Origin of the sequence: Streptomyces sp. NPDC002574, from assembly GCF_042889545.1 — a bacterium.
Classification (GTDB): domain Bacteria; phylum Actinomycetota; class Actinomycetes; order Streptomycetales; family Streptomycetaceae; genus Actinacidiphila.
The window spans coordinates 46,342-71,212 of record NZ_JBIARB010000020.1 but is presented as its reverse complement, the minus strand read 5'-3'; the positions used below and the strand labels follow the sequence as shown (position 1 = coordinate 71,212).

The following is a 24,871-nucleotide window of genomic DNA, read 5'->3' as shown; positions in this document are numbered from 1 at the left end:
AAGACGGGGAACGATCAAGCAGGGCCGGAACAGTGCGCCCCGCTGACCAGCAGGAACGGTGAAGCCAGGGACAGGCCACCACGGACAGGGCGGGCGATAGGGCCTCTCCTAAAGCGGGTGTCGGAGGTTCGAATCCTGCCTGGGGCACACAGCGTGACCAGCACAAACGCCCCGGACCGATCAAGGTCCGGGGCGTTTTGTCCGCCAGGGTGGGCAGGCCGCCGGCCGCGGCCTTGTACAGCGCGGGCAGGGCGTGGATGCGGGCGGCGTGACGTCGGGGGTGGCGCCGGGCTCGACCTCGGAGACCCACAGCGGGGTTCCGTCGGGGGCGGACAGGAATCTCTCCGTCGGCGCCGGAGGCAAAGGGCACCGCGCGAAGCCGTCTCCTACATAGCGGCTCAGATCGTCGGGGCGATCGCCGGCACGGTCCTTTCGCGGGCATCGCCCCCCGGCTCGGTGCCCGGCTTCTTCGGCACGCAGATCATCGGCGGCATCGGCGGCCTGGCCCTGGTCGCGCTGATCTTCGCCCGAGCTGAGAAGTTGGCTTCCTGACGCGGGCAGTCGTCAGCGGTGCGCAAACACCGTGGGGCCCGTATATCCCGGGCCCCACGGTGGTTTTGTGCCGCCGATCAGATTGCTGGTAGGCGCTACGTCGTGGGAGCGCAGATCACGTATGCCTGGTAGTTGCCGCCACCAATGCCGGCAGTGGCGAACCAGCCGTTGGCCAGATCGCCGGTGTTCGATCCGCCTCCGTTGGTGGTCGGGATGGACGTCGTCAGCGGGTTGTGCGCGCCCGTGCCGGACGGTAGGCCGCCGCCGCCCAGCGCGACCTGCCCCGACGGGCAACTGACAAAAGCGAAGACGGCAGGCGGTCCGACGACCACACGGGCGTTGGCGACACCCGGAGGCCCAGCCGGACCCGCCGGCCCAGCCAGACCTGCCGGCCCCTGCACTCCGGCATCGCCCTTCGGCCCCGCAGCACCAGCGGGCCCCTGCACTCCGGCATCGCCCTTCGGCCCCGCAGCACCAGCGGGCCCCTGCACTCCGGCATCGCCCTTCGGCCCCGCAGCACCGGCAGGTCCCTGCGGTCCAAGAGGACCCGGCGGTCCCGACGGACCGTCGGCTCCGGTTTCACCCTGGGGCCCGGCAGGGCCGGCAGGACCAACAGGACCGGCAGCCCCCTGCGGTCCGACAGGACCGGGCGGCCCCACCGGCCCGGGCGGCCCAGGCGGGCCAGGCGGGCCAGGCGGGCCGGGAGGGCCCGGACGGCCCGGACGGCCCGGACGGCTCAGGCAGTAGCCAGCTGGGTACGGGAAGAAGCGGCACGGGTAGAGGAAACCGCGAAAGACGTGAGGCGGCTCCGCAACACGTGGCGTGGGGCGACCCTCCGCATACGCCACACCTGTCACGGCACTCGACGCCAAGGCCACGACGCTCGCGGCCACCGCCCAAACACGCAGACCACCTCGGCGACGCCGATCGGACACCCAAGGCATGGTTATTCGAGACAACGCGTCACCTCCAGGAAGGGGCTCGCCCCACATGGCGGCGCGCCGCCACCGGGAGAGAAGAACTGTCAGGGAAAGCAGCGAGCCCACACCAAGAATTGCCCCGAGTGGCTATGCGTGCACATTCTGTAGTCAAGGCGAGTGATAACCACAGCCGTGACAATGCCGCACTTCAGGTTGGCCTTGGGGCGTGCCCGCCGCGTGCCCGTAAACAGGGTCACCACGGGGGAACAGGAGGAATCTCGGATTCGAACGCCCACCTCGCGCAGGCAGACGCCCACCCGGGCCAGCGCATCGGCACGTACGTTGTCTTCCAAACAAGGGCTACCGCGATGACCAGGGACATCGACAGGAGTTGGACTTGCCCCAAGCTGGAGTCACGGACGCACCCGACCCGTCACCCCGAAGTCGTCCTCTTCAGTGCTTCGCTGTCGTGGGCGTTGGCCGCGAAGAAGCCGCCAAACGCGCCGATCAGGTGCCGTGCTGAGTTGTCGCACACGTCGTTCCACCGCCCCGGCCGAGTCGACGTCCTGCCGGTGGACCGTGATGCCCCACTCGCCGTTGTCAGAGCCCCGACACCGGTACCGCCCAGAAGAGCTCGCTGATCACGGCTGCTCCTTCCTGCGGCCGGCTGAGGCCTGCTGGACGTCTGCGCCGGAGCTGACGTGCCGCTGGGTCACCTGGGGGCCGTGCCAGTCCAGGCACATCACGGTGGCATCGTCTTCGAGCCGGCCGCCGGCGGCGTCCCGGACCGCGGACGTCAACGTCAGCGCGGTCTCACGGGGATGCAGGTCCCTGCAGGGTCCCGAGTGCGCTCCAACAAGGCGGGCAGGTCGACCTTCTGCCCATGATGTTCGAGCATGCCGTCGGTCAGCACGAGCAGACGGTCGCCGGGGCACAGATCAAGCTCCTGAACCCGGTAAGGGTGCGGCACATGCACGGACAGTCCGAAGGGATGGTCCACCTCGCAGGTGATCACCTCCGCGACCCCCTTACGCACGCGCAGTGGCCAGGGGTGACCGGCGTTGATGAGCTGGGCCTGACCGGTGTGGAGGTTGATCCGCAGGAGCTGCCCGGTGGCGTGACCGTGGCCGTGGTCGCCCAGGGCCTGGTCGGCCCGACGCGCCTGCTCGACCAGGTCGGCACCTGCACGTCGGGCTCCGCGCAGGGCGCCCACCAGGACCGTGGCGGCCAGAGCGGCGTCGATGTCGTGACCCATGGGGTCGGTCACCGACAAGTGCAAGGTGTCTCGGTCCAGGGTGTAGTCGAAGGTGTCGCCACTGAGATCTTCGGAGGGCTCCAGACTCCCGCACAGCGTGAACTGCGCCGCCTCGCACGACAGCGACGGGGGCAGCAGTTGGTACTGGATCTCTGCTGCCAGGGTGGGGGGCCTGGAGCGTTTGCCCCAGGTGTAGAAATCAGTGAAGCGCCCGTTGGCTATCACTACATAGGCCAGGACATGGGCAGCCTCCCCAACCGCATCAAGGACATCCTCGCCGGAGGCAGTCGGCATGAGCAGTTCCAGCAGACCGATGGCGTCCCCCCGGTTGGTGACCGGCACGATCACCCGCTGCCCCCGGCCTGTCACCTCCTGGTACAGCCGCTGGGTACGGATCACTTCCTCGTAGACGCTGCCGAACAAGGGGATCCGTTCCGCTTCCCGCTCGCCCCCCACCGCCCCGGCGGTGGACAACCGCGCCACCGCCTTCCCCGTCAGGTCCACGATGAGGAACGAGACCTTCGTAGCCTGAAAGCGCCGCCGCAGGCTCTCCGCGACCACGTCGACAGCATCCGCCGGCGCCGCTGTCTCCGCCGCCGTCAGCAGCCGTGGAAGTCCACTCTCCCCAGTCACGGCCGCGGCTCCTTCCACCACCCTTCTCACCAGCTTGGCTACCGCAGCGGTGAGCGTCAATCCGAGCCCGTTCACCGAAAAGGTCAGACCCCTGCGGATGACCGCGGCCGGGCCCCGGCCCCATAGCGGTCGAGCAGCAGTTGCGGGCCCTCGCCGAACTGTGTCGCGGCCGCGAAGAGTTCATGCGCGGCGGCGGTGGCAACAGAGGCCTTGATTCTGGCGCTGCAGTGCGCCTTGCAGGGTGGCGAAGATCGGTCACGGGGTCTCACCCTCCTTCCGGACACACCTCGGCCACACCGGGGGTCATTTCCGGGCTCCGCCGGCCACACCCGGGCGGGGCGCCAGTTCAAGTCCGGAAGGGAAAGGCCCTCCAGCGTGGATTCGGGACACTCCGGACGCTCGTGTGCGCGAGGCCTGGTGACGGCGCCTGTCGCGCGGTTCCCGGCGCGATCCGGTAACCAGGAACGGTGAACAAGGACGCGACCGACCCTTTCGTGCATGTCCGGGGCGCCAGTGAGAACAACCTGCGGAACATCGATGTCGACGTTCCGCGGGACGCGATGGTCGCCTTCACCGGCGTCTCAGGTTCGGGCAAGTCCTCGCTCGCGTTCGGCACGCTCTACGCGGAGGCCCAGCGGCGCTACTTCGAGTCCGTAGCACCGTACGCCCGAAGGCTGTTGCAACAGGTCGGCGCACCGCACGTGCAGGAGATCACCGGATTGCCACCCGCCGTGGCCCTGCAGCAGCGACGCGGGTCCCCCAGCTCGCGTTCGACGGTCGGCACCATCACCACGCTGTCCAATCTGCTGCGCATGCTGTACTCCCGCGCCGGCACCTATCCGCCCAGGGCCGCACGGCTGGGAGCCGAGTCGTTCTCACCCAACACCGCGGCCGGCGCCTGTCCGGAGTGCCACGGACTGGGCGTCGTGCACGATGTCGCCGAGGACCTGCTCGTCCCGGACCCCTCGCTGAGCATCCGCGAGGGGGCGATCGCCGCCTGGCCGGGCGCCTGGCAGGGCGCCAACCTGCGCAGTGTCGTGAGCGGCCTGGGGATCGACATCGACCGACCGTGGCGCAAGCTCAGGAAGAAGGAACGGGACTGGCTGCTGTACACGGACGAGCAGCCCTCCGTGTACATCGAGCCGGAGGAGGACCGCGTCGACTACGGCTACCAGGGCAAGTTCTGGAGCGCCCGCAAGCACGTCATGCACGTCCTCGCCGACTCCAAGAGCGAGAAGATGCGCGAACGGGCGCTCCGGTTCGTCAGGAGTGTGCCCTGCCCCGCGTGTCACGGCAGCGGACTGCGCCCCGAGGCGCTCGCCGTGACCTTCGCCGGACGTTCGATCGCCGAGATCAACGCGATGCCGCTCACCGAGGTCGTGGCGCTGCTGCGGCCCGTCGCGGGGCGCTCCAAGGCCGACGCCACCACGTCGACCGCCCGATCCGGGGAGACCACCGAGGTCGCGGTCCGGATCTGCGGCGATCTGGTCGCGCGGGTCGACGTACTGCTCGACCTGGGCCTCGGATATCTCAGCCTCGGGCGCCGCTCGACGACCCTGTCGCCCGGCGAGGCGCAGCGCTTGCGGATCGCCACCCAACTGCGCTCGGGGCTGTTCGGCGTCGTCTATGTCCTCGACGAACCCTCCGCGGGCCTGCACCCGGCTGACGCGGAACCGCTCCTGGACGTGCTGGACGGCCTCAAGGCGGCGGGCAACTCGCTGTTCGTCGTGGAGCACGACATGGACGTCGTACGGCGGGCGGACTGGGTGGTCGACATCGGCCCCGCCGCGGGCGAGGACGGCGGACGCGTGCTGTACAGCGGCCCGGTCGCCGGTCTTGAAGGGGTCGGGGAGTCGGCCACTAGCCGGTACCTGTTCGGGCACGCCCAGCCGCTCGATCACCGTCCCCGCACACCGCACGGCTGGCTGCACCTGCGCGGCGTCTCCCGCCACAATCTGCACGACATGTCCGTCGACGTACCGCTCTGCGTACTGACGGCGGTGACGGGCGTGTCCGGTTCCGGAAAGTCGACGCTGGTGACGCAGGTGCTCGCCGAGGTCGTCCGCAGCCACCTCGGACTCGTACCCGAGGAGCCCGACGAGGCGCAGTTGGAGGTCGACGTCCAGGACGCGTCGGGGGTCGAGTCGTTCGACCGGCTGGTTCGGGTCGACCAACGGCCCATCGGCCGAACTCCCCGGTCCAACCTGGCCACGTACACGGGGATGTTCGACGCGGTGCGCAAGCTGTACGCGGCGACGGACGAGGCCAGGGCGCGGCGCTACTCGGCCGGGCGGTTCTCCTTCAACGTGCCCGAAGGGCGGTGCGAGACCTGCCAGGGCGAAGGATTCGTCGCGGTGGAACTGCTCTTCCTGCCCGGGACCTACGCGCCGTGCCCGACCTGCCAGGGCGCCCGGTACAACGCCGAAACGCTGGAAGTCACCTACCGCGGCAAGAACATCGCGGAAGTGCTGGCGCTGTCCGTCGACGCCGCCGCCAATTTCCTCTCCGCCGTCCCGGCCGCCTCCCGCAGTCTGGAGACGTTGCGCGAGGTTGGACTGGGGTACCTGCGGCTGGGCCAGCCCGCGACGGAACTCAGCGGTGGTGAGGCGCAACGCATCAAACTGGCCACCGAACTGCAGCGAGCCCGCCGCGGGCACGCGCTCTACCTGCTCGACGAGCCGACGGTGGGACTGCACCCCTCGGACATTGCGCTGCTGCTGCGACAGCTGCACCGGCTCGTCGACGCCGGCAACACGGTCGTCCTCGTCGAGCACGACCTGGACACGATCGCCACCGCCGACTGGATCATCGACCTCGGGCCGGGCGGCGGCGACGCGGGCGGGCGGGTGGTCGCGGCGGGCCCGCCGGCCAAGGTGGCGAGGGCCCGCCGCAGCGCCACCGCGCCCTATCTCGCGGCCCGGCTCGCGCGCTCTTGACGACGGCGCGAGGGGCTGAGCACCGGCTGGCCGGGTTCGGGGCTCCCACACACGACCGCGCTCTCCTCACCGGAGGGGAGCGCGATCGTACTGGCCGATTCCGCAGACACCTCGGGCCTCCCGTCTGCCGCGGATCCGTGTCACGCGCCCGCACCGAGTGCCCAGGTCCGCGCCTCCCGGACAACCGGTGTCGCATGCGCGGCAGCGAGGTCAGGAAGGGCGAGCGGACTGCGCCGAGAGCGCGCCGGGACCGGGTGCGCGGTCGCGCAACGCGACGGCGACCGACACGGCGGCGCCGCAGGAGAGGACCGCCGCGAAGCCGATCATCGCGGTCTGCACGGCGAAGTGCCGCAGGGCGATACTGAACAGGACGGACGGCAAGCCCATCCCGAGGTACGCGACGACGAAGAACACGGCGAGGACCCCCGCCCGTGAGGCGGGCTCGGCCACTGAACCGGCACGTTCGACTCCTCCCTTGAACAGCAGCCCGGAGCCGGCTCCCGACAGGGACACGGCGACCAGGTAGAGCCAGAGCGCCGGATGATAGAGGGCGACGGCGCACAGGAGCAGGCCGACCGGGAAGACCACTGCCCCCACGATCAGGATCCGAGGCAGTGGGAGGCGTCCCATCACCAGCTGGGCAGCCGCCGCGGAACCGAACATGAGGAAGGCCGCCAGGCCGACCATGAGGTGCGAGTCGGTGTGCAGGGTGCCGTGGAGCACGCTCGCCCCCAGGGAGGAGATCAGGCCGAGGATCGCGAAGGCGAAGGCGCCCAGCGCGCCGGCCGCGGCGAACGTCCGCCGGCCGCCGGGGCGGAGGACGAACCTGCTGGGCGGTTCGGCCGCGGGCAGCTCCAGGTCCACGGTCTCCGGGGCGCCCAGCACCAGCGCCAGGCACACTGACATGGCGAGCGTGAAGATCGCCTGGGTGGTGATCAGGGGCGTGGGAAGCCACTCGGCGGCGGCTCCGGCGACCAGGGGTCCCGAGGCCAGGCCGCCGAGGTTGGCGGCGGTGGCCACGATGCCGGGCAGCACCGAACCCGTCCGGTCCGGACGGGCCTCGTGGTGGAGGTCGTGCAGGTACGTCGTCGCGGTCGATGCCATCAGCCCCAGTGCGACACCGTTCAGGATCCGGCCCGCGATCAGCCCCGGCAGGTCCCGCCACGCGATCAGTACGACCGACGCGACGATGCCGACCAGAAGCGCCGGGACGATGATGCGCCGTCGGCCGAGCCGGTCCGACAGGTGTCCCAGGCCGAGGAATGCGGCCGCTGCGCCCACGACCATCGAGGCGTACGCCACCGTGACCGTGGTCGCGCCGAAGTGGTCCCGGGCCTCGTACAGCGGCCACAGCGGGGTCGGCGCGGTGCCGAAGGCCATCAGCACGGTGAAGGCCACCGCCACGAGCCGGAAGCCGGTCGCGTGCGAGGCACGGCGCCGGGCAGGGTCGCGGGGCGGCAGGTCGGCGGGAGCGGGTACCGGGGTCCGGTGGGTCGGGTCGCCGGGAGTGTCGGCTGTGAGACGGCTCAGCGGCGTCGGAACGGCAGGCAGGGGTACCCCTCCTCGGGCGGAAGTGGATGGCGCTTTCCATCCTCCTCACCAGTCAGGATCAATGCCAACGAATGTTTTTGCTGGGCTCGAGCAATGCGAGTGATACTTCTCGGGTGGAGCTACGTCAGCTGGAGCACTTCATCGCGGTCGCCGAGGAGCTGAGTTTCACGCGTGCCGCCCATCGGCTGCACGTGGTGCAGTCCGGGGTGTCCGCCGCGATCCGCTCCCTGGAGCGCGAGCTCGGCTGCGCGCTGTTCGAGCGCACGTCGCAGCAGGTCCGGCTCACCGGGGCGGGCGCGGCGCTGCTGCCGGAGGCTCGGGCCACCCTGCACGCCGCCCAGGCGGCCCAGGACGCCGTGCGCGCCGCACAGGACACGCTGCGCGGCACGGTGAACGTGGGCGCCATGGCCTCGGTCGAGGTGGTGGACCTGCCTGCGCTCCTCGGGCAGCTGCACACGCGGCATCCGGCGATCGACGTCCGGCTGCGACTGGCGACGACCGGCTCGGCGGGACTGGCGCACGCGCTGCTCAGCGGGGACCTGGACGTGGCCTTCCTGTCGCTGCCCGAACGCAAGCCCGCCGGGATCGACGCACGGGGGCTGGCCACCGTGCCGCTCGTCCTGGTGGTGAGCGCCGCCCATCCGCTCGCGCAGCAGGGGGAGGTGGCACTTGCGGACCTCGCGGGGGAGCCCTTCGTGGACTTCCCGCCGGGCTACGGCAACCGCGAGGTGGTGGACCGGGCGTTCGCGGCGGCGGGCGTCGTACGCCGGGTGGCACTGGAAGTGCCCGACATCGACATGGGGGCCGCACTGGTCCGGCACGGTCTGGGCATCGCCTTCCTGCCCGCGTTCGCCGTTGCCCGCACCCCCGGCCTGCACGTCCTGGACGTCCACGGCACCATGCTCCGCTGGAGCATGCATCTCGGCACGTCGTCGACCCGGCGGCCCAGCTCGGCACTGCAGGCGCTGCTCAACCTGGTCGACCTCCACGTCATCGCCCTGTGACGCCCGGGCCACGGCCCGGGCGTCACCCGTCGGTGGTGTCCGGCCCCCTGCGTCCGTCTCGCTCCGGCCGCGACATCTGCCGCAGCATCCGCTGACGCTCACGCTGTTCCAACTCGTCGGGGCACTTGACAGAGCCCTGCTTCCCCGAGCTGATCGTGCTATCCCGTCAGCAATTCTCGTTCGAGGCGCTGCGATGCCGTACAGCCTCCAACCCGCGAACGGCCGGGCGGCTGGCCGAAAGAGCCTACGCACTTCATGCTGCCCTGCCGGGAGAAGAGGGAGTGCCCTTTTCGGCCTGGGGTGCGGAGGCGCTCACCAGGGGGCTGTGGAAATCTCGACCGGGTAACAGCCGATGGCGGCGCGGCTGGGAGCGAGCGAGGCCGTACGTTCTCGGTGAGGAGGCGAGAGGCATGACCGTGATGGGTGCGTCGAAGTTCGAGAGGTTCTTCCGTGCCGCCGCAGGCCTCGACGTGGACAGGAACGACCTGAAGCGGTACGGCGACTTCGTCGAGGCTGGCCCTGCCGGATGTCCCTGCCGCTCGCGTCGCACAACCAGCGACTCGTGAAGGGAGCAGTACCATGACACAGGAGCTCCGGGGGATGCGGGTGGGGATTCTGGCCACCGACGGCGTCGAGCGCGTGGAACTCGACCAGCCGCGCGGTGCGCTGCAGGGCGCAGGGGCGAAGACGGAGATTATCTCGCTACACCCCGGCGAGATCCAGGCCCGCCAGTTCGACCTCCACGCGGCCGGAACCTTCCCTGTGGACCGCCTGGTCACCGACGCCTCCGTCGACGACTACCACGCCCTGCTCCTGCCCGGCGGCACCATGAACCCCGACCAGCTGCGCATGGACCGCCACGCGGTGCAGTTCGTCAAGGACTTCATGGCCAGCGGGAAACCGGTCGCATCGATCTGCCACGGCCCGTGGATCCTGGCGGAAGCCGACGCGCTGCGCGACCGCCGCCTGACGTCCTGGCCCAGCATCCGCACCGACCTGCGCAACGCCGGCGCGGAGGTCGTCGCCGACCAGGAAGTGGTCGTCGACGGGCAGCTGGTCACCAGCCGCAGTCCGGCCGACCTGCCCGCCTTCTGCGCCGCCATCGTGGAGCAGTTCGCCCAGGCGCACCACCCGATGCCCGGCTGACCCGGCGGCCTGGTCGCAAACGGTGGGAGCAGGCGGTGCCACAGTAGGCGTGCCCGCTCCACTCCCCACAAGCCATCAGGATGACCAGCTAAGGCTGTCCCGGAACTAATCTTCGGCACGCAGCTGCGCGCCAGGGTTGCGTCGTTCTCGCGGCTTGTTCGATTTGATCACCTTGCGTCCGATCCAGACCATGTTTCGGCGGAGTTGACTCGATATCTCGACGGCGTGGGGATCTACCTGGGGAAGGGGCAGCGAGGCGCCCTTGGTACGGTGCGCCAATGTCAACGATCAAGCAGTTCCAAGTGACCTTCGACTGCGAGGAACCTGCGCGCCTCGCCGCTTTCTGGTGTGAGGTGCTGGGGTACGTCGTACCGACGGTCCCGGAGGGCTACGCCACGTGGGAGGACTACCATCGCTCGCTGCCGCCTGAGGAGCAGGTGATCTACTTCGCGTGCACTGATCCCTCGGGTGTCGGTCCGCGCCTGCTCTTCCAGCGAGTTCCCGAAGGCAAGGTCGTCAAGAACCGGCTGCATCTCGATGTGCGGGCCGGTATCGGGCTCGTGGGTGAGGAGCGCCTTGCCACACTTGAGGCCGAGTGCGCACGACTGGTCGTGCTCGGAGCGGTACATGTGCGAACGATGCGTGCCGACGGCGAGAACGAGTCCTGCATTGTGATGCAGGACCTTGAGGGCAACGAGTTCTGCCTCGACTGAGTCTCCTCCAAGACTGGTAGGCCAGGGAACCGTCTCTGGTGGACCTCTCAGATACCGCGTGCGGCGCGGTTGACTAGTGACGAACCTGTGATGAAGCGGGGCCGCGAATGCAGCACCCCAAGGACGAGGTCCTGCACGCGGCGGCTGCGAGAAGATCATGAGAGCCCTACTCGGCTCCGTAGCTCCCGCGCGTCGAGGGGTGGGCGTTCTAGGCATCGCAGCTCCTCCTGGGAGGCCTGGCGACGCAGCTGAACGGCTGGCTCACGTACAGGCGCAGCGGAAAGCCAAGGCCGACGACGTCGAGCTCCCGAAGTCTGTTTCACGCGACGCCCCGACCGGGCCCTCATTCGTGGCCACAGTGACGGCTCGCCCCCGCCGGCGCGGTAGGGGCTGGGGCTCACCGCTCTCGGGCGCGCTGCGTGCGCGGCTCCGGCTCCCCCTGCGTAGGGAGGAAGTTCCGAGCTGGGGCTCTGGGTCTGAACGGCCACCATGGCGAGGTCGTCGCGCAGGCGCTTGCCGGTGTGGCTGTCCAGATCCTTGTTGACCTGCTGCTGCAGAGTACGGGGACAATCCCAGGTCCAGGTGGCGTCCCGGTCGAGGATCGGGTTGACGCAGCGGGTGGCATTTCGGGCGTCCATGAGGCCCGTTGTGCAGAGCAACGGGGCGTCGCCCCCCTCCGAACGCAAAGGTGGCCATGTCGTAGTCGTCCGGCCTTGTCCCGGACAGTCCCAACGGTGGTGCGGGCCGGGAAGCGTGCAGCACGGTGACCCGGCCGTCCGTGCCTCGCCAGCGGTGCCGGATGGCCGCACTGCCGCGCAGGACACATTCCGGTGATCATCTCACCGAGCCAGCCCGCTGCTTGTGGTCCGGTGGTCTGCCGGTCGTGTTCGCGAGGCGCTCGGTCGGACGCGGTGGTCAGACGGCCGCAGTGGCGGCGGTTGTTGGGAATGTGCCGCCCTCAGTGCGAGCGGTCGTTCTGAACCGGCCCGGCGACTGCGAGCACGCACGGCGGAAGGCCCTGCTGAAGGCGTAGCCGGAGGAGTAGCCGACCGAGGCGGCGATCGCGTCGAGGCTGTCGTCGGTGTCGCGCAGGCGCCGGGCGGCGAGGTCCATGCGCCAGCGGGTGAGATATGCGCCTGGCGACTCGCCGGTCGCAGCGGCGAACCGGCGGTCGAGAGTGGCGCGCGAGACTCCGACCTCGCGGGCGAGGGCGGCGGTGGTCCACGGCCTGGCGGGTTCCTCGTGGAGTTTGGTCACGGCGGCTGCCACCACCGGGTCGTCAAGAGCCCCGAGCCAGGAGGGTACGGAGGTGCCTCCGGAGGCGAGCCAGGCCCGCAGCACGTGGACGAGCAGTACGTCCACCAGCCGGTCGAGGACCACGCCGGTTGCCGCTCGCGGAGCGGCGAGTTCGCGGCCCAGCAAGCGCACGGTGTCCTGTGCCAGCCCGTCCGGGTCATCGGCCGCGCGCAGGTGGACCACTGCGGGCAGCAGGGTGAGCACCTGCGTCGAGACGGTCCGGTCATGAGCGTAATCGGCGCACAGGATGCGGGAGCGTGCCGGTCCGGTGCCGATCGACACCGTTCCGGAACCGGTGATGTGCCAGTCGTCGAACGTGCCGGGCCCCGTGCGGGCCACCGCTGCCGGGTCGCTGCCGAGCGCGTGCTCGGCCCCACCGGGCAGCAGCACGACGTCGCCCGGCATCAACTGAAGGGGCCGGCCTTCGGGCAGGCCCACCCAGACCGTTCCCGCGGTGACCGCGTGAAGCGACGCGCGGGGCTTGGCGGAGGACCACCACCAGCCCCAGTCCTCGCCGGCCTCGATGCGTGCACCGACGGCTCCCCGCACGTCCGAGAGGGCCAGTACCTCGGCAAGCAGATCCATACGGACAGGCTACCCAGTAGAGGTTCTGGACTGAGACAACGGGCTATGTAGTTGCGGCATCGAGCCATCGATACGCTCAAGGGCTGCGTCATACGGTCAACCCATGAAGATTTCGGGCAGTACCGTACTGATCACCGGAGCCTCTCGTGGGCTGGGCCGTCACTTCGCCGAGCAGCTCCTGGCGCGCGGCGCCAAGGTGTACGCGACCGCACGCGACCCCGAGCGCGTGGACATCGCGGGCGCCGAGCGCCTGCGCCTCGACCTCCTCGACCCCGCCTCCGTGACCGCTGCGGCAGCAGCCGCATCGGACGTCACGCTGCTGATCAACAACGCGGCCATCAGCCTCTACCAGAACCTTGTCACCGGTGACCTGGACAAGATCCGTCGCGAGCTGGACACGTCCTTCTACGGCACCCTCTCGGTCGTGCGTGCCTTCGCCCCGGTGCTCGCCGCGAACGGCGGAGGCGCGATCCTCAACGTGCTGTCGCGTCTGTCGTGGCTCTCCTATCCCGGGGCCAACTCCTACGCGGTCGCCAAGGCGGCCGCCTGGAGCCTGACCAACGGCATCCGCCTGGAGCTGGCGGGGCAGGGCACCCAAGTCACCGGCCTGCTGATGAGCTCGACCGACACGGACATGATGAGCGGATGGGACGTCCCCAAGAACGACCCCGCGGATGTCGTGCGCCAGGCCCTGGCCGGTGTCGAGGCCGGCGTGCTGGAAGTCCTCGCGGACGAGGACACCCGGTTGGCGAAGGCGGCGCTGAGCGCCGACCCACGCGAAACCTACGGCGCGCTCCTCGCACCGTGAGCAACTCGCTTTGCCGGAGGCGGTGGCGCGTCGCCACCAGGCCGCCTCCCGTACTGTCCGTGCCCCCCGTCGGCCGGAGCAGCGGGCCACCGACCGAACCGCTCCGGCCCGTCGGATCGCGCGGAGGCGGATGCGGCCGCCCCGCCCCTCCCCCGACGGCCCGTCGAGTCGCCGCCGGTGGACCCCACGCCTCGATCAAGGGAAAGAGTCCCAGGCAATCTCCGGAACCTTCCCTCCAGGGTCCATGCCGCCGGTTCCATCCGGCTTGCGCGCTGCGGTCGCGCCCAGGCAACGCGCATTATCCGAACACACCGCAGGAAAATGCGGAATAGGAGCCATATCAGCTACTGGTGGCCCATCAGAACTCCCGGCGCAGACGCAGCACATACCCCAGAAATCTCCCGTGCCGGTGGGTGAGCATCACGACACGGCTGAAACAGCGCCGCGCGAACACACATTGACGGCTGGTCAGCCCTGACCGGGCCCAGTGCGGCAGATCGTCATTCGACGGTGATCTTGGTTTAACCGGGTGAGGGTTGAGTAGGACAGATATTCGTAACCTTCACCTCATGGGAGGAGACTCGTGGCCACGAGCGCGAGCCTTCGAAGACGGCGCCGATTCATCGCGGCGTCGATAGTCACCGTATTCGCCACTATATGCGCCGGCTTGGGGAGCGCCGAGCCTGCTACGGCACAGCCCGGCACTCCCCTGCCGGATCTGAGGTTGGGTCAGTACGACCACACCCGGCCCACCCTCACCGGTGGTGGTGCGCTGCACTCCCCCTCGCAGCCCAAAGCCATCAACGGGCAGTACGTCGTACGGCTGCGGGAGGCGCCAGTCACTTCGTACGCCGGCGGCGTCAAGGGCCTTGCGCCGACCAAGCCGGTGAACGGGCAGGAACTCCAGCCGCATTCGGTAGCGGCGGACAGGTATCGGCAGCACCTGGGCCAAGCACAGCGAGACGTGCTCGCCGACTTCGGTGTCCGGGCGCAGCAGACCTACACGACCGCCTTCAACGGCTTCGCCGCCAAACTGAGTGACGATCAGGCCGCCAAGCTGGCCAGGGACACACGAGTTGCGGCCGTGACGCCGGCCCGTCTGGTCAAGGCCGACGCCGCGACCTCAACCGCGCCGGAAGCGCGGCAAGCCGGACAGGCAGCGGCGAAGACGACAGCGGCGCAGAAGGCCGCGCAGACCAAGCCAGTCCATGGATCCAACGTCGTCATCGGGGTGATCGATACCGGAATCTGGCCGGAGAGCGCTTCGTTCGCCGCCACGATGCCGCGCCCTACAGGCTGGCACGGCACGTGCCAGAGCGATGAGAACTTCCCCGCGACTGCCTGCGACGGCAAGATCGTCGGCGCCCGGTACTTCGCCGACGGCTGGCTCAGCACCTACGGTTCGCTCCCCGAGGGCGAGGTCCTCTCCGCCCGCGACATGAACGGACACGGCACCCACACCGCATCGACCGCGGCCGGCCTGCCCGTCAAGCACGCGATGGTGCTCGGGCACGACTACGGGGCGATCTCCGGGGTGGCGCCCGACGCGCGGATCGCCGTCTACAAGGCGCTGTGGGGCGGCTCGGGCACGGACGCCGACATCGTCGCGGCGATCGACGCGGCGGTGGCCGACGGTGTCCAGGTGATCAACTACTCGATCGGGTCGTCGATGGGCGACTATCAGCCGAACAGCCCGATCGGGGACGCCTTCCTCAACGCGTACCTGGCCGGTGTCTTCGTCGCGGCCTCAGCGGGCAACGACGGCATGTCCGGAATGATCAGCAACGCCGAGCCATGGGTGACCACGGTGGGCGCGACAGTTGAGCGGTCCCACGAGTCGACCGTCCGCCTCGGCGACGGCACCCGCATCGTCGGCACGTCGATGGACCGGCTGCCGTCGGATCGCCGCACGCCGATCGTCTTCGCCGACCAGGCCGGATCGCTCGACGACGGCGCACAGTTCTGCTGGCCCGGGAGCCTCGACCCCGCCAAGGTCAAGGGCAAGATCGTCGCCTGCGACTTCATCGACTCGGTCGCCGCGGTCGCCGCAGTGAAGGCCGCAGGCGGCGTCGGCGTGGTGCTCTTCCAGTCGACCGGCAACGTGCGGCTCAACGTCATCTACGACTTCCCGACCGTCTACCTGTGGAGTGACGAACAGGCGGGCAAGCTCTTCAACTACCTGTGGGCGCACCGTACCGACGGGACCGCGTCGCTGGTCGCGGGCGGGGACGGCAGCAGCCTGGTGGGACTGCCGAGCGTGGCCGGCCTCTCGTCCTACGGGCCTGACCAGGTGCACACCGGACTGCAGAAGCCCGACCTCGTCGCGGACGGGATCGACGTGGTGGCGGCAGTGTCACCGGTGGCCGGCGGGCGGCTGTTCGACGCGTATTCGGGCACGTCCATGGCGGCCCCCCACGTGGCCGGCATGGCCGCGGTGCTGCGCGCTCGGCACGCGAAGTGGTCGCCCGGCGCGACCGCCTCCGCGCTGCGTACCAGCGCCACCGACACCCGGGGCACGACGAGTCCGCTGCGCCAGGGCTCCGGCCTGCCCCGCCCGGCGTCCGCCGACGACCCCGGACTGGTCATCGAGCCCTCCCCCGCCGAGCTCAAGGCCTTCGCGGCCGCGGCGAACCCGGACGGCAAGGAGATCAACCTGCCGTCGATCGCGCTGCGCGAGTACGACGGGACGAAGCCGGTTCGGCTCGTGCGGCGGCTGACCAACGTCGGCACTCGAGCCGAGACGTACACGGCGCGTGTCGACGGGCTCGCCGGGATGAAGGTGACGGTCACCCCGCGAACGTTCTCGGTGAAGCCCGGCGCGACCACGACGGTGACCATCACGCTCGAGCGCGGCACCGCCACCTGGGACCGCTACGCCACCGGCTCACTCACCTTCACAAGCGCCAAGCACCGGGTGCGGCTGACCGTCGCGGGGCGGCCGTGGGGCTTCACACCGCGGCCCTACGACGACACGGGGATAGAGTTCGGTCGCACCGGTGGGCAGGGCCAGGGGTATCTCGAGCCCGGCTTCACCGGACCGCTCACCGGGCGCACCACGGGGTACACGCCGGTGACCTGGAAGGACAAGAAGCTCACGACCTCCGTCAGCGGCGGTGTCTTCTCACCCGGCGGGGTGGGCACCCAAGGCACGAGGATCGTGGTGCCGCGCGACACGGCGGGACTGGTCGTGCAGACGGCATCGGACGATCCCAGCACGAACCTCGACCTCTACCTCTACAAGGACGGCAAACGGGTCGATCGGAGCTGGGCATCGTGGCACAGCAACGAGCGGAGTGTCCGGTTCTTCCTGGAACCGGGCGTCTACACCGCCTACGTGCACGCCCAGACGGCAGCCTCCCCGGACGTCCCCTACCAGCTCGGGGTGACCGTCATCCCCAAGCAAGCTGACCGGCACAACGCCACGTTGACAGCGCCGTCGAGTGTGCAGCGCGGCGGAAACGGACAGGTGACACTGAACCCGGTGGGCCCCCAGCCCGACGTCGAGCAGTGGGCGTACACCGAGTTCCGCACCGGCCGAACGGCGGTGCCCGGCCTGCTGATCAGCTCACGCTGAGCCGGAGGCCGGTCTTCGTCACTTGACCCGGCCCTGGAGGACCGGGCTTGCAGGTAGGGCGCGACTGGCTGCCGCGTGACCTCGCGCGTCCCAGCCACCTACGCAGAGGAGGTGGCTGGGACGCATGACTCACGCCCGCAATCCACGCAGCCTCGCCCTTGCGGGCGATGTTGCGGGAAGCATTCAGGTCAGCGTGCGCAACGACGCCACACGACCTGCACTGGAACCGGGCCTGCCAGGCCCGGTTCCTTCTGTCTGTGCAGTCGCATTCGAGCAGGTCCGGCTCGTGCACGCCGGGTCGACGTACACCAGTGGCACGCCGGCACGGCGTGCCTTGTACTCCAGGAACTGTCCGAGCCGGGCGAATGACCCGCTGTACCCCGTAGCCCGTTGGGGCTTAGTCAGCCGAGCCCTCGTACGGATACCGCCCAGGTCTTCCAGGGCGACCCCGCGCGAGGTGCGTTCAGCCTCTGCCTCGATGCGTTTCGAGATGACGTGATTGGTGTCGGCGGCAAACCGCCGTTCACGGCAGGCCCGCTTCAGCAGACGCTTCGCCGATTTGGTGCCCTTGCGCTGGAGCTTGGCCCGCAACGCTGCCTGACGGCCCCGGTACCGGTTCAACCTGCGGCCGGCGAGGATCTCGCCCTCCGAGGTCGTCGCGACATTGACGATGCCGAGGTCTGCGCCGAGGAACACCCAGCCGGGTCCGCGTTGAGGTCAGCCTCGGGAACCTTGCACGTTGCAAGGAGGTAGAACTCGCCGTCGCGTTCGACCAGGTCGGATTCGCCCTTGCGGAACTCGCGCAAGACCCTCAGCTGATCTGCGCTGCCCGTAAAACGGACACCCTTGTGATGTTCGCCCGGCTGCAGACGCTGCAAAGAGGGCACCGCCGACTACCCGTACGTCCGCAACACGCTGATCGAGACCCGAGCGGGCCGGTTCATGCGCACAGCAGCGCAGACAGCATTGAGGCTGACCTGGGGCACAGGGCCCACTCGCACCCTCGACGGAGTAGGCTGATGTCACCGAGGGTATTTCGTACACCGGCTTCGACGTCGCTGTCACTTTCGGCGCTTTGATCATGCCGGGCCGATTCGGTCGGCCCGGAGCAGGGTTCGCGTCATGACTGCGATCGTTTCCCCCACGCTGATCCCCGGAAGTACGCCCTCCTCTACGCCACTCCGGATCGCTTTGGCTCCCCTCGGCTCCTCGCCGATGGCCGTGCGATCCGCTGCGGAGGCGGATCACCGGGGGCTTGGCGAACCACCGGCCGCCCCGGGTGCGGTGCTCTTCGGCGGGCAGGTGCAGCCAACCGCCGTCACTGCCCTCTGGCTGATGGCCGCCGGCCGGGACTGCCTGCGTACCTCGCACGTGCACCGACTGATGGCGGAGGCGGCACTCCTGCGCACGATGTCGGAGACCGACCCGGCCGTTCAGGCGGCCTGGTACTCCGAAGAAGGCCACGAAGTCCGCGATCCCGCGGCGCGCCCGCGGATCCCGGCCGTTTCCGCTCCGCCGACGGCGAGGTGAGAGCCGTGCGCACCCCAGCGGTCACCAGGGCCACAGGCAGCGGAGCCCGGGCCGGCGAACCGCAGAGTTCTCCCGGCTGAGGCGGACCGACACACCACAGCCTCATCAACAGCCCGCGCCCCGGCCGCACCCCAGACAACGAGCCGGGGTCCTCACGCCGTGTGCTTCCCGGACTGCTCGGGCCGGGACCGTTCATCGACGTAAGGAAAGTGACATCCATGGGTATTCTGATCACCGTGCTCGCGGTGTGCGCCGTGGCCGGGCTGGTCCTGCTCGCCCTGAGCCTGCGCAACGTTCAGCAGTACGAGAAGGGCGTGGTGTTCCGCTTCGGGCGGCTGCTGCCGGACATCCGCGGGCCGGGCCTGCGTGTCATCCGACCGATCGGGGACCGGATGCGGAAGGTGTCCGTACAGACCGAGGTCCTCGGTATCCCGCCGCAAGGGTCCATCACTGCCGACAATGTGACGCTCACCGTCGACGCGGTCGTCTACTTCAGGGTCATCGACCCCGTCAAGGCCCTGGTGAACGTGCGCAACTATTCCGCCGCCGTCTCGCAGATCGCCCAGACGTCGCTGCGCTCGGTCATCGGCAGGGCCGACCTGGACACGCTGCTCTCCGACCGCGACCACATCAACGCGGAACTCAAGAAGGTGATGGACACCCCTACCGAGGAGCCCTGGGGGCTGCGCATCGAACGCGTCGAGATCAAGGACATCGCCCTTCCGGAGTCGATGATGCGTTCGATGTCCAAGCAGGCCGAGGCCGAGCGGGAGCGCCGTGCCCGGGTCATCGCGGCCGACGGAGAGTTCCAGGCGTCCCAGCGGCTGACCGACGCCGCTGCGACCATGGCCGACACCCCCGGGGCACTCCAACTGCGGCTGCTGCAGACCGTGGTGGACGTCTCCGCGGAGAAGAACAGCACCCTCGTGATGCCGTTTCCCGTGGAGATGCTCCGCTTCTTCGAGCACCAGAGCAGGGACAGCGACGGCGAGTCCGCTGGACAGCTCGTGCGCCGGAGCACCAGGCACGGCACGCTCTCCGCAGGCGCGGTGATCCCGGAGCCCGCCACCCCCGCACCGGCCCCGGCCCCGGCCCCGGCATCGTCGGTCTCCCTGCCAGGAGAGCGGGCCGGCAGCCGTGTGAAGGTGGCCCGGCAGCGGCCGGACAACTCGCCCACTCGCCGGGACGCCGAGGAATGCCTGAACGGTTGACAGTTCCCGGCCGTCCGCGGTGGCGCGATCGTCTCGTTCTGGTGCGGTGTGCGGCCGACGGCCTCGGTGACAGCGTGTCACCGGGGCCCACAGCGGTCCGGGGTGGCGGAGCGGGCGGCCCGCCGTTGGATGCGATGCCGGAGGGTGCGGTGGCGTACCGGCGGATCTGCCCGGCGTGGGCGAACTACTGAGGTTTTCGTGTGGGCATCCGGGTGGTGATCCCTGCGGTATGCCGTCGCAATGCGGTACGAGCAGGGTGGGGGCCCGACCGCTGACCGGCGGGTGTTTCGTGAACAGGTCGCGATCCAGCGGCAGCTCGGCATGGCCTGGCACACCGTCAAACGGTTCGCCGGCGCCCGAAGCCGGAGAACCTGTTCACCGGCCGGTGGCAGAACCGGCCGGGCGTCCTCGATGACTACGAGCCGACCTGGACGACCGCTGGAACGAGGCTTCACCAACGCGTGGAAGCTGTGGGAGGAGATCGTGTCGCTCGGCTACAAGGGCAGCTACCAGCGTGTCCGCGCGTACCTGCACAAGAAGCGCACCTCACCGCCACCGGTGACCGCCCGGCCGCCGTCGCCCCGAACGGTCTCGGGATGGATCCTCCGCCACCCGGAGACCCACGTGCCGATTCTGCGGCAAACCCGCAATCGGGACGTGGGGTAGCGCTCGCAAGCGCGGCCGAAGGCTGCGGGTAAACCCGGATCTGCACAGCGCAGAAGCCGGGCACACTGACACGGAGCACCCACCTTCCAGTCAGAGGCGATCGAGGGGATGCGTACGGTCGAAGGCCTTGTCCGACACCGTCGCGCGACTCGATCGCAGCCAAACCTTCTGAGCCGGTCCGAGTCCGAGACCGCCGGCGCGGAAGGTGGGGCTGACCGGCCTGGCCCGCGTCGAGGTTCGGCACACACCAGTCAGGAGACACCTCTCCGATGACGACAAACGAAGGACATGTTCTCCCCACACTTCTGGAAGTCTCCGAGGTGGTCTGCACGCCGATAGCGGTGATCGACGGGGAAGGCAGGGTGTTCAGGTGGACCCAACCGGCCCAGCAGCTGATCGGCTATTCGCCGGCGCAGGCAACAAGGCGCCCGGCGGCAAGCATGCTGGCATCAGCGGCGGACTGGACGGCGGCATCTGCCCGTGCACAGGGCTCCCACGGCCCGGACGTCTGGTCCGGCCCCGTCATGCTCCGCCACATCGACGGGCACGCCCTCGAAGTAGGGCTGCGGCTCTCCCGGCTGTCCGGGCCGGACGGCGCCGTCCGTTGGCTCGTCACGGCGACCCGAGCCGACGCCGTGCTCTCGTCGGCGGCAAGAGGCCTGAGGCCGTCCTCCCTGCTGGGCCGCGCACCGGTCGCGATCTGCATCCGCGACGCGGAGCTCCGCTGTACCTGGGTGAGCGGCACCGCGGAACTCGTCGACGGAATTCCTTCCGCGACGCGGCTCGGCCGGCGCCTGTCGGACATACGACCCGGCACCGAGTCCGAAGCACTGGAGACGGCGATGCGGCACGTCCTGCACAGCGGGACCTCGGCGATCGACCTCGAATATCCGGAATGGCTCTCGGCAGTCGGCGCGTACGGCCCTTTCGAGGCCTCGTACTTCCGCCTCGACGGCCCCGATGGCAGCCCGCCGGCTCTGTGCGCCATGTGGGTCGACATCGCCGACAGGGATCGGGCCCGCGAGCGCCTGGCGATCATCGACGAGGCCGCCAGCCGTGTCGGCACCACCTTGGACGTCGCGCGGACGGGGCAGGAACTGGCCGACATCGCCGTGCCGCTCCTGGCGGACTTCGCGATCGTCGACCTGGCCGACTCGGTCCGGCTCGGCCAGGATGCCCTGCTCTACCCGGCTCCGGCACACAGCCCGATCCCCCTTTTCCGCCGCGCCGGCTTGGCATCCATCAACCAGGGGGCCCCAGAGGCGCTATGGGCGCCCGGGGAGGAGATCTCTGTCCCGCCGACCTCGACCTACGCCCTCGTGCTGTCCACAGGCACACCGTCCAAAACGATTCTGAGGTTGCCGCCGGACAGCCGTCCCCATCGGGGCATGGCCTGGGCCGAAAAGATCCGCAAGTACGGGATCCACGCCTTCATGGTCGTGCCGATCCATACACGTGGCGAGGCGCTGGGCGTAGCCGCCTTCGCTCGTTCCAAGAACCCGATGCCGTTCGAGGAAGGCGACCTGCTCCTCGCGGAGGAACTCGTCGCGCGGGCCGCGGTCGGCCTGAAGAACGCCAACCGGTACACGCGTGAACGCGCCATGGCACTGGCCCTTCAGCGCAACCTGCTTCCTCACCACCTGACCGGGGGATCCGCTGTCGACGTGGCGTCCCGCTACCTGCCGGCCGACATCGACGCGGGGGTCGGCGGAGACTGGTTCGACGTGATTCCGCTGTCCGGGGCCCGGGTGGCACTGGTCGTCGGCGACGTGGTCGGGCACGGTATCGAAGCCGCCGCGACGATGGGCAGACTACGTACCGCCGTACGGGCCCTCGCCGACTTGGACCTGCCCCCCGACGACCTGCTCACCCACCTCGACGATTTGATCATCCGTCTCACCCGAGAAGACGACGTCCAGGAACTGGCGACTCAAGTCCTTTGGGCCACCTGCCTGTACGTCATCTACGACCCGGTGACGAGACGATGCACCATGGCACGCGCCGGTCACCCACCGCCCGCGATCATCGACCCGCAAGGCCGTATCACTTTCCCCGACCTCCCACCCGGAACTCCGCTCGGCGTGGGGTTGTCCTCATTCGAGGCCGTTGAGCTGGCGGTGCCGGAAGGCAGCGTCCTCGCCCTGTACACCGACGGCCTGATCGAATCGCGAACCCAGGACATCGACGCCGGGACCGACCGTCTCCGGGCAGTCCTGGCGCAGCGCGACCTCCCGCTGGACGACCAGTGCTCCGCCGTCGTCGAGGCCCTGTCGGCGCACCCGCCGGCCGACGACATCACGCTGCTCATGGCCCAGACCCACGGACTCGGCCCGTGCCAGGTCGCCTCCTGGGATCTGCCTCCCAACCCGGCCGCCGTCGGCAAGGCCCGATTCCTGTCGGCACGCAAGTTGGCGAATTGGGGGCTGGACCATCTGGTGACGTCCACGGAACTCATAGTGAGCGAACTGGTCACCAACGCCATCCGGCACGGCAAAGGGCCGGTAACCCTCCGCCTCATTCGCGACGAATTCGTGACCTGCGAGGTCTCCGACACCAGCAACACTCTTCCGCGCCTTCGCCACGCCCGCGTCACCGACGAGAACGGCCGCGGGTTGCTCCTCGTGAACCGCCTCTCCCAACGCCGCGGAACTCGTTACAACATGGGTGAGGGGAAGATCGTCTGGGCCGAACAGGAATTGACACCTGGAATCTGACACCGAGGCCGTCCACTTGAGCCGGCAAACGCAACTGGCCGTGGCGGCGGCCCTGTCGGGCCAAGGGGCAAGGCCGGGTACCCAACGGATTTTCGCTGGTGGCACGGGGTTTCGGCGTCGATCGCAACGTGGGCAACGGGATCGATAAAGGCGGCGCCCAAGGGGCGCCGCCTTTCGCTGTGTCCGGCGCGGGCGGGTCCGCCTACGGCAGGCGGCAAATACGTCGCATGGACTGGAACAACCCGTCCCGGCGCTCGCGATCACGGCTTCCGGGTGGCCCGGTGCACGAATGCGGGCGGAAGGTTCGGCCACACCACCGTCGAGCGCTCCAACCGGTCGAAATGGTGGGCCAGTTCGGCGGTGAAGTGACGGGCAGGCGGAGTCCAGGCCGCGTGCAGGTACGCGAAGGTGGCGAACCGGCCGCCAGGCGCGAGGACTTCGGTCACGGCGTCCAGGATGTGCCCGCGCCGTTCGCGCGGCATGACCGTCCACGGAAGCCCGGAGACCACCGCATCGACCGGTTCGCCCACCGCGGCGGACAGCTCGGCTGCCGAACCTCGTACCACGGTCAGCCGCGTGTCGCGCCGAGTGGCCGACAGCCGTGCCGCGAGCGCCGGGTTGAGCTCGACCGCGACGACCCGTGCGTCGGGCGCGAACCGGGCGAGGAGCGCGTCGGTGAACACAGCGGGACGGCACTGATGAACCCCGCCTGGCAGGCCGTCCAACCCGAACTCGTGCCGCGCGACCAGATCCCGGCCGCCGCCACCCTGAGCGGCGTGAACATGAATCTCGCCCGGGCCGTCGGCCCGGCCCTCGGCGGTCTGGTGGTAGCCCTGGCAGGCTCCGCCGCGGTATTCGCCCTCAACGCCGCGTCCTTCCTGGTCACCATCGCCGCACTCGCCACCTGGCACCGCCACCCCGCCCCGGATCCGCTGGGTGCCGAACGAATGCTCCCAGCCCTGCGAGCCGGCCATCGCTACGTACGCCACGCCCCCACAATCCGACGGGTACTCGGCCGCGCCCTGCTGTTCGTCCCCTGCGCCGCCGCGCTGTGGGCCCTGCTGCCCGTGGTCGCGGAGCGGCAGTTGGGTCTGGGCGCCGGCGGCTACGGCGTGCTGTTGGGAGCCGTCGGGGTGGGCGCCGTACTGGGAGCGGCACTGCTGCCACGCGTGCGCGCAGCCGATGGTCGAGCAATGCCGCGTTGGCAGCCGGGGGCGTCCTGTTCGCCGCGACCCTGGCGCTACTGACGCTGCTGCGCACGCCCTGGCTCGTCGGCGTGGTCCTCGTGTTCTCCGGGATCGCCTGGGTCGGAGTCCTGTCGACCCTCAACTCCCTCATGCAGGTCACAGCACCGGGTTGGGTACGCGCACCTGGCCGGCGCCCGCCATGGTGCTGGATCCTGCGGAATCCGATGGACCGGTACTGGTCACCACCCTCTATCCCGTACCGGCCGACCGGGCCAATGCCTTTGTCGAGGCGATGCAAGCGGTGGGGCGCTCCCGCCTGCGCACCGGGGCGTTGCACTGGGATCTCTACCAGGACGGAGCACAGCCCAACATATTTCTCGAGGTGTTCCAAGTGGCCTCCTGGGAAGAACACCTGCACCAGCACCGCGGACGCCTCACCGGCTATGACCACGCGGTCGAGGAAATGGCCAGGTCCTTGACGGACCCGGCGCACACGTTCCAGGTCTCCCACTACCTACGGACTCGGCCACGCGGCCCTGACTGACGTCATTTTCCTGCGGCTCCCCCAATCCGTTCCCTTAAGGCGTCCG

At 69.6% G+C, this 24,871-nt stretch carries 16 protein-coding genes and 4 pseudogenes; 14 read left to right on the top strand and 6 right to left on the bottom strand.

Translation table 11 applies throughout. The features are described 5' to 3' along the window. Positions 1 to 647 precede the first annotated feature (647 nt). Together ACFYXS_RS35810 and ACFYXS_RS35805 are read right to left on the bottom strand one after the other, a co-directional pair. Positions 648 to 884 carry a hypothetical protein gene (locus ACFYXS_RS35810; protein WP_389255968.1) on the bottom strand — a complete coding sequence of 79 codons (237 nt, stop codon included), beginning with the start codon at positions 882 to 884 and terminating at the stop codon, positions 648 to 650. A gap of 1,229 nt (positions 885 to 2,113) precedes the next feature. Next, positions 2,114 to 3,360, bottom strand: a pseudogene (locus tag ACFYXS_RS35805) (PP2C family protein-serine/threonine phosphatase). A gap of 467 nt (positions 3,361 to 3,827) precedes the next feature. On the opposite strand from ACFYXS_RS35805, the gene uvrA reads away from it, so the two are divergent. Then, the gene (uvrA, locus tag ACFYXS_RS35800) at positions 3,828 to 6,296 is read left to right on the top strand and encodes an excinuclease ABC subunit UvrA (protein WP_389255967.1); all 2,469 of its coding nucleotides are present in this window, start codon (positions 3,828 to 3,830) and stop codon (positions 6,294 to 6,296) included. A 210-nt stretch (positions 6,297 to 6,506) separates the two neighbouring features. Here uvrA and ACFYXS_RS35795 read toward each other — a convergent pair whose 3' ends face one another. Then, on the bottom strand, positions 6,507 to 7,694 hold the full coding sequence (locus tag ACFYXS_RS35795) for an MFS transporter (protein WP_389255966.1): 1,188 nt from the start codon (positions 7,692 to 7,694) through the stop codon (positions 6,507 to 6,509). A gap of 266 nt (positions 7,695 to 7,960) precedes the next feature. Here ACFYXS_RS35795 and ACFYXS_RS35790 point away from each other — a divergent pair, with 266 nt between their 5' ends. The 4 genes and pseudogenes from ACFYXS_RS35790 (at position 7,961) to ACFYXS_RS35775 (ending at position 10,710) form a co-directional block, all read left to right on the top strand. Continuing rightward, positions 7,961 to 8,851 carry a LysR family transcriptional regulator gene (locus ACFYXS_RS35790; protein WP_389255965.1) on the top strand — a complete coding sequence of 297 codons (891 nt, stop codon included), beginning with the start codon at positions 7,961 to 7,963 and terminating at the stop codon, positions 8,849 to 8,851. A gap of 263 nt (positions 8,852 to 9,114) precedes the next feature. Continuing rightward, a pseudogene (locus ACFYXS_RS35785) lies at positions 9,115 to 9,363 on the top strand (DUF1931 family protein); the annotation flags it as partial. Between the two features lie 67 nt (positions 9,364 to 9,430). Then, positions 9,431 to 9,997 carry a type 1 glutamine amidotransferase domain-containing protein gene (locus ACFYXS_RS35780; protein ID WP_389255964.1) on the top strand — a complete coding sequence of 189 codons (567 nt, stop codon included), beginning with the start codon at positions 9,431 to 9,433 and terminating at the stop codon, positions 9,995 to 9,997. A gap of 278 nt (positions 9,998 to 10,275) precedes the next feature. Continuing rightward, positions 10,276 to 10,710 carry a VOC family protein gene (locus ACFYXS_RS35775; protein WP_389255963.1) on the top strand — a complete coding sequence of 145 codons (435 nt, stop codon included), beginning with the start codon at positions 10,276 to 10,278 and terminating at the stop codon, positions 10,708 to 10,710. Between the two features lie 915 nt (positions 10,711 to 11,625). Here the strand turns inward: ACFYXS_RS35775 and ACFYXS_RS35770 are convergent. After that, positions 11,626 to 12,591: an AraC family transcriptional regulator gene (locus ACFYXS_RS35770; protein ID WP_389255962.1), complete on the bottom strand. Its 966-nt coding sequence runs from the start codon at positions 12,589 to 12,591 to the stop codon at positions 11,626 to 11,628. A 103-nt stretch (positions 12,592 to 12,694) separates the two neighbouring features. Between ACFYXS_RS35770 and ACFYXS_RS35765 the strand changes: the two genes are divergently transcribed. Together ACFYXS_RS35765 and ACFYXS_RS35760 are read left to right on the top strand one after the other, a co-directional pair. Then, entirely contained in the window at positions 12,695 to 13,399 is a 705-nt protein-coding gene (locus tag ACFYXS_RS35765) for an SDR family oxidoreductase (protein ID WP_389255961.1), read from the top strand. A gap of 583 nt (positions 13,400 to 13,982) precedes the next feature. Then, entirely contained in the window at positions 13,983 to 16,973 is a 2,991-nt protein-coding gene (locus ACFYXS_RS35760) for a S8 family serine peptidase (protein ID WP_389255960.1), read from the top strand. On the opposite strand, the pseudogene ACFYXS_RS35755 reads toward ACFYXS_RS35760, so the two are convergent. Beyond that, a pseudogene (locus ACFYXS_RS35755) lies at positions 16,960 to 17,669 on the bottom strand (RNA-guided endonuclease TnpB family protein). The gene ACFYXS_RS35760 and the pseudogene ACFYXS_RS35755 sit on opposite strands and share 14 nt — an antisense overlap. A 426-nt stretch (positions 17,670 to 18,095) precedes the next feature. On the opposite strand from ACFYXS_RS35755, the gene ACFYXS_RS35750 reads away from it, so the two are divergent. From ACFYXS_RS35750 to ACFYXS_RS35735, 4 genes are all read left to right on the top strand, one after another. Beyond that, on the top strand, positions 18,096 to 18,503 hold the full coding sequence (locus tag ACFYXS_RS35750) for a hypothetical protein (RefSeq protein WP_389255959.1): 408 nt from the start codon (positions 18,096 to 18,098) through the stop codon (positions 18,501 to 18,503). 218 nt (positions 18,504 to 18,721) lie between these two features. Continuing rightward, positions 18,722 to 19,714, top strand: a complete 993-nt coding sequence (locus ACFYXS_RS35745; protein ID WP_389255958.1) for a slipin family protein — start codon at positions 18,722 to 18,724, stop codon at positions 19,712 to 19,714. A gap of 411 nt (positions 19,715 to 20,125) precedes the next feature. Next, positions 20,126 to 20,380 (top strand): hypothetical protein, encoded by a 255-nt coding sequence (locus ACFYXS_RS35740; protein WP_389255957.1) that lies wholly within the window; start codon positions 20,126 to 20,128, stop codon positions 20,378 to 20,380. 269 nt (positions 20,381 to 20,649) lie between these two features. After that, positions 20,650 to 23,094, top strand: a complete 2,445-nt coding sequence (locus ACFYXS_RS35735; RefSeq protein ID WP_389255956.1) for a SpoIIE family protein phosphatase — start codon at positions 20,650 to 20,652, stop codon at positions 23,092 to 23,094. A 260-nt stretch (positions 23,095 to 23,354) separates the two neighbouring features. Here the strand turns inward: ACFYXS_RS35735 and ACFYXS_RS35730 are convergent, their stop codons facing one another. Next, positions 23,355 to 23,777: a class I SAM-dependent methyltransferase gene (locus tag ACFYXS_RS35730; protein WP_389255955.1), complete on the bottom strand. Its 423-nt coding sequence runs from the start codon at positions 23,775 to 23,777 to the stop codon at positions 23,355 to 23,357. Positions 23,778 to 23,792: 15 nt separating this feature from the next. Here ACFYXS_RS35730 and ACFYXS_RS35725 point away from each other — a divergent pair, with 15 nt between their 5' ends. The 3 genes and pseudogenes from ACFYXS_RS35725 to ACFYXS_RS35715 all read left to right on the top strand — a co-directional run bounded on the left by ACFYXS_RS35725 (position 23,793) and on the right by ACFYXS_RS35715 (position 24,825). Then, on the top strand, positions 23,793 to 24,341 hold the full coding sequence (locus ACFYXS_RS35725; protein ID WP_389255954.1) for an MFS transporter: 549 nt from the start codon (positions 23,793 to 23,795) through the stop codon (positions 24,339 to 24,341). Continuing rightward, positions 24,296 to 24,403 (top strand): annotated as a pseudogene (locus ACFYXS_RS35720) (hypothetical protein); the annotation flags it as partial. The gene ACFYXS_RS35725 and the pseudogene ACFYXS_RS35720, both read left to right, overlap by 46 nt. A 47-nt stretch (positions 24,404 to 24,450) precedes the next feature. Then, on the top strand, positions 24,451 to 24,825 hold the full coding sequence (locus tag ACFYXS_RS35715) for an MFS transporter (RefSeq protein ID WP_389255953.1): 375 nt from the start codon (positions 24,451 to 24,453) through the stop codon (positions 24,823 to 24,825). Positions 24,826 to 24,871 lie beyond the last annotated feature (46 nt).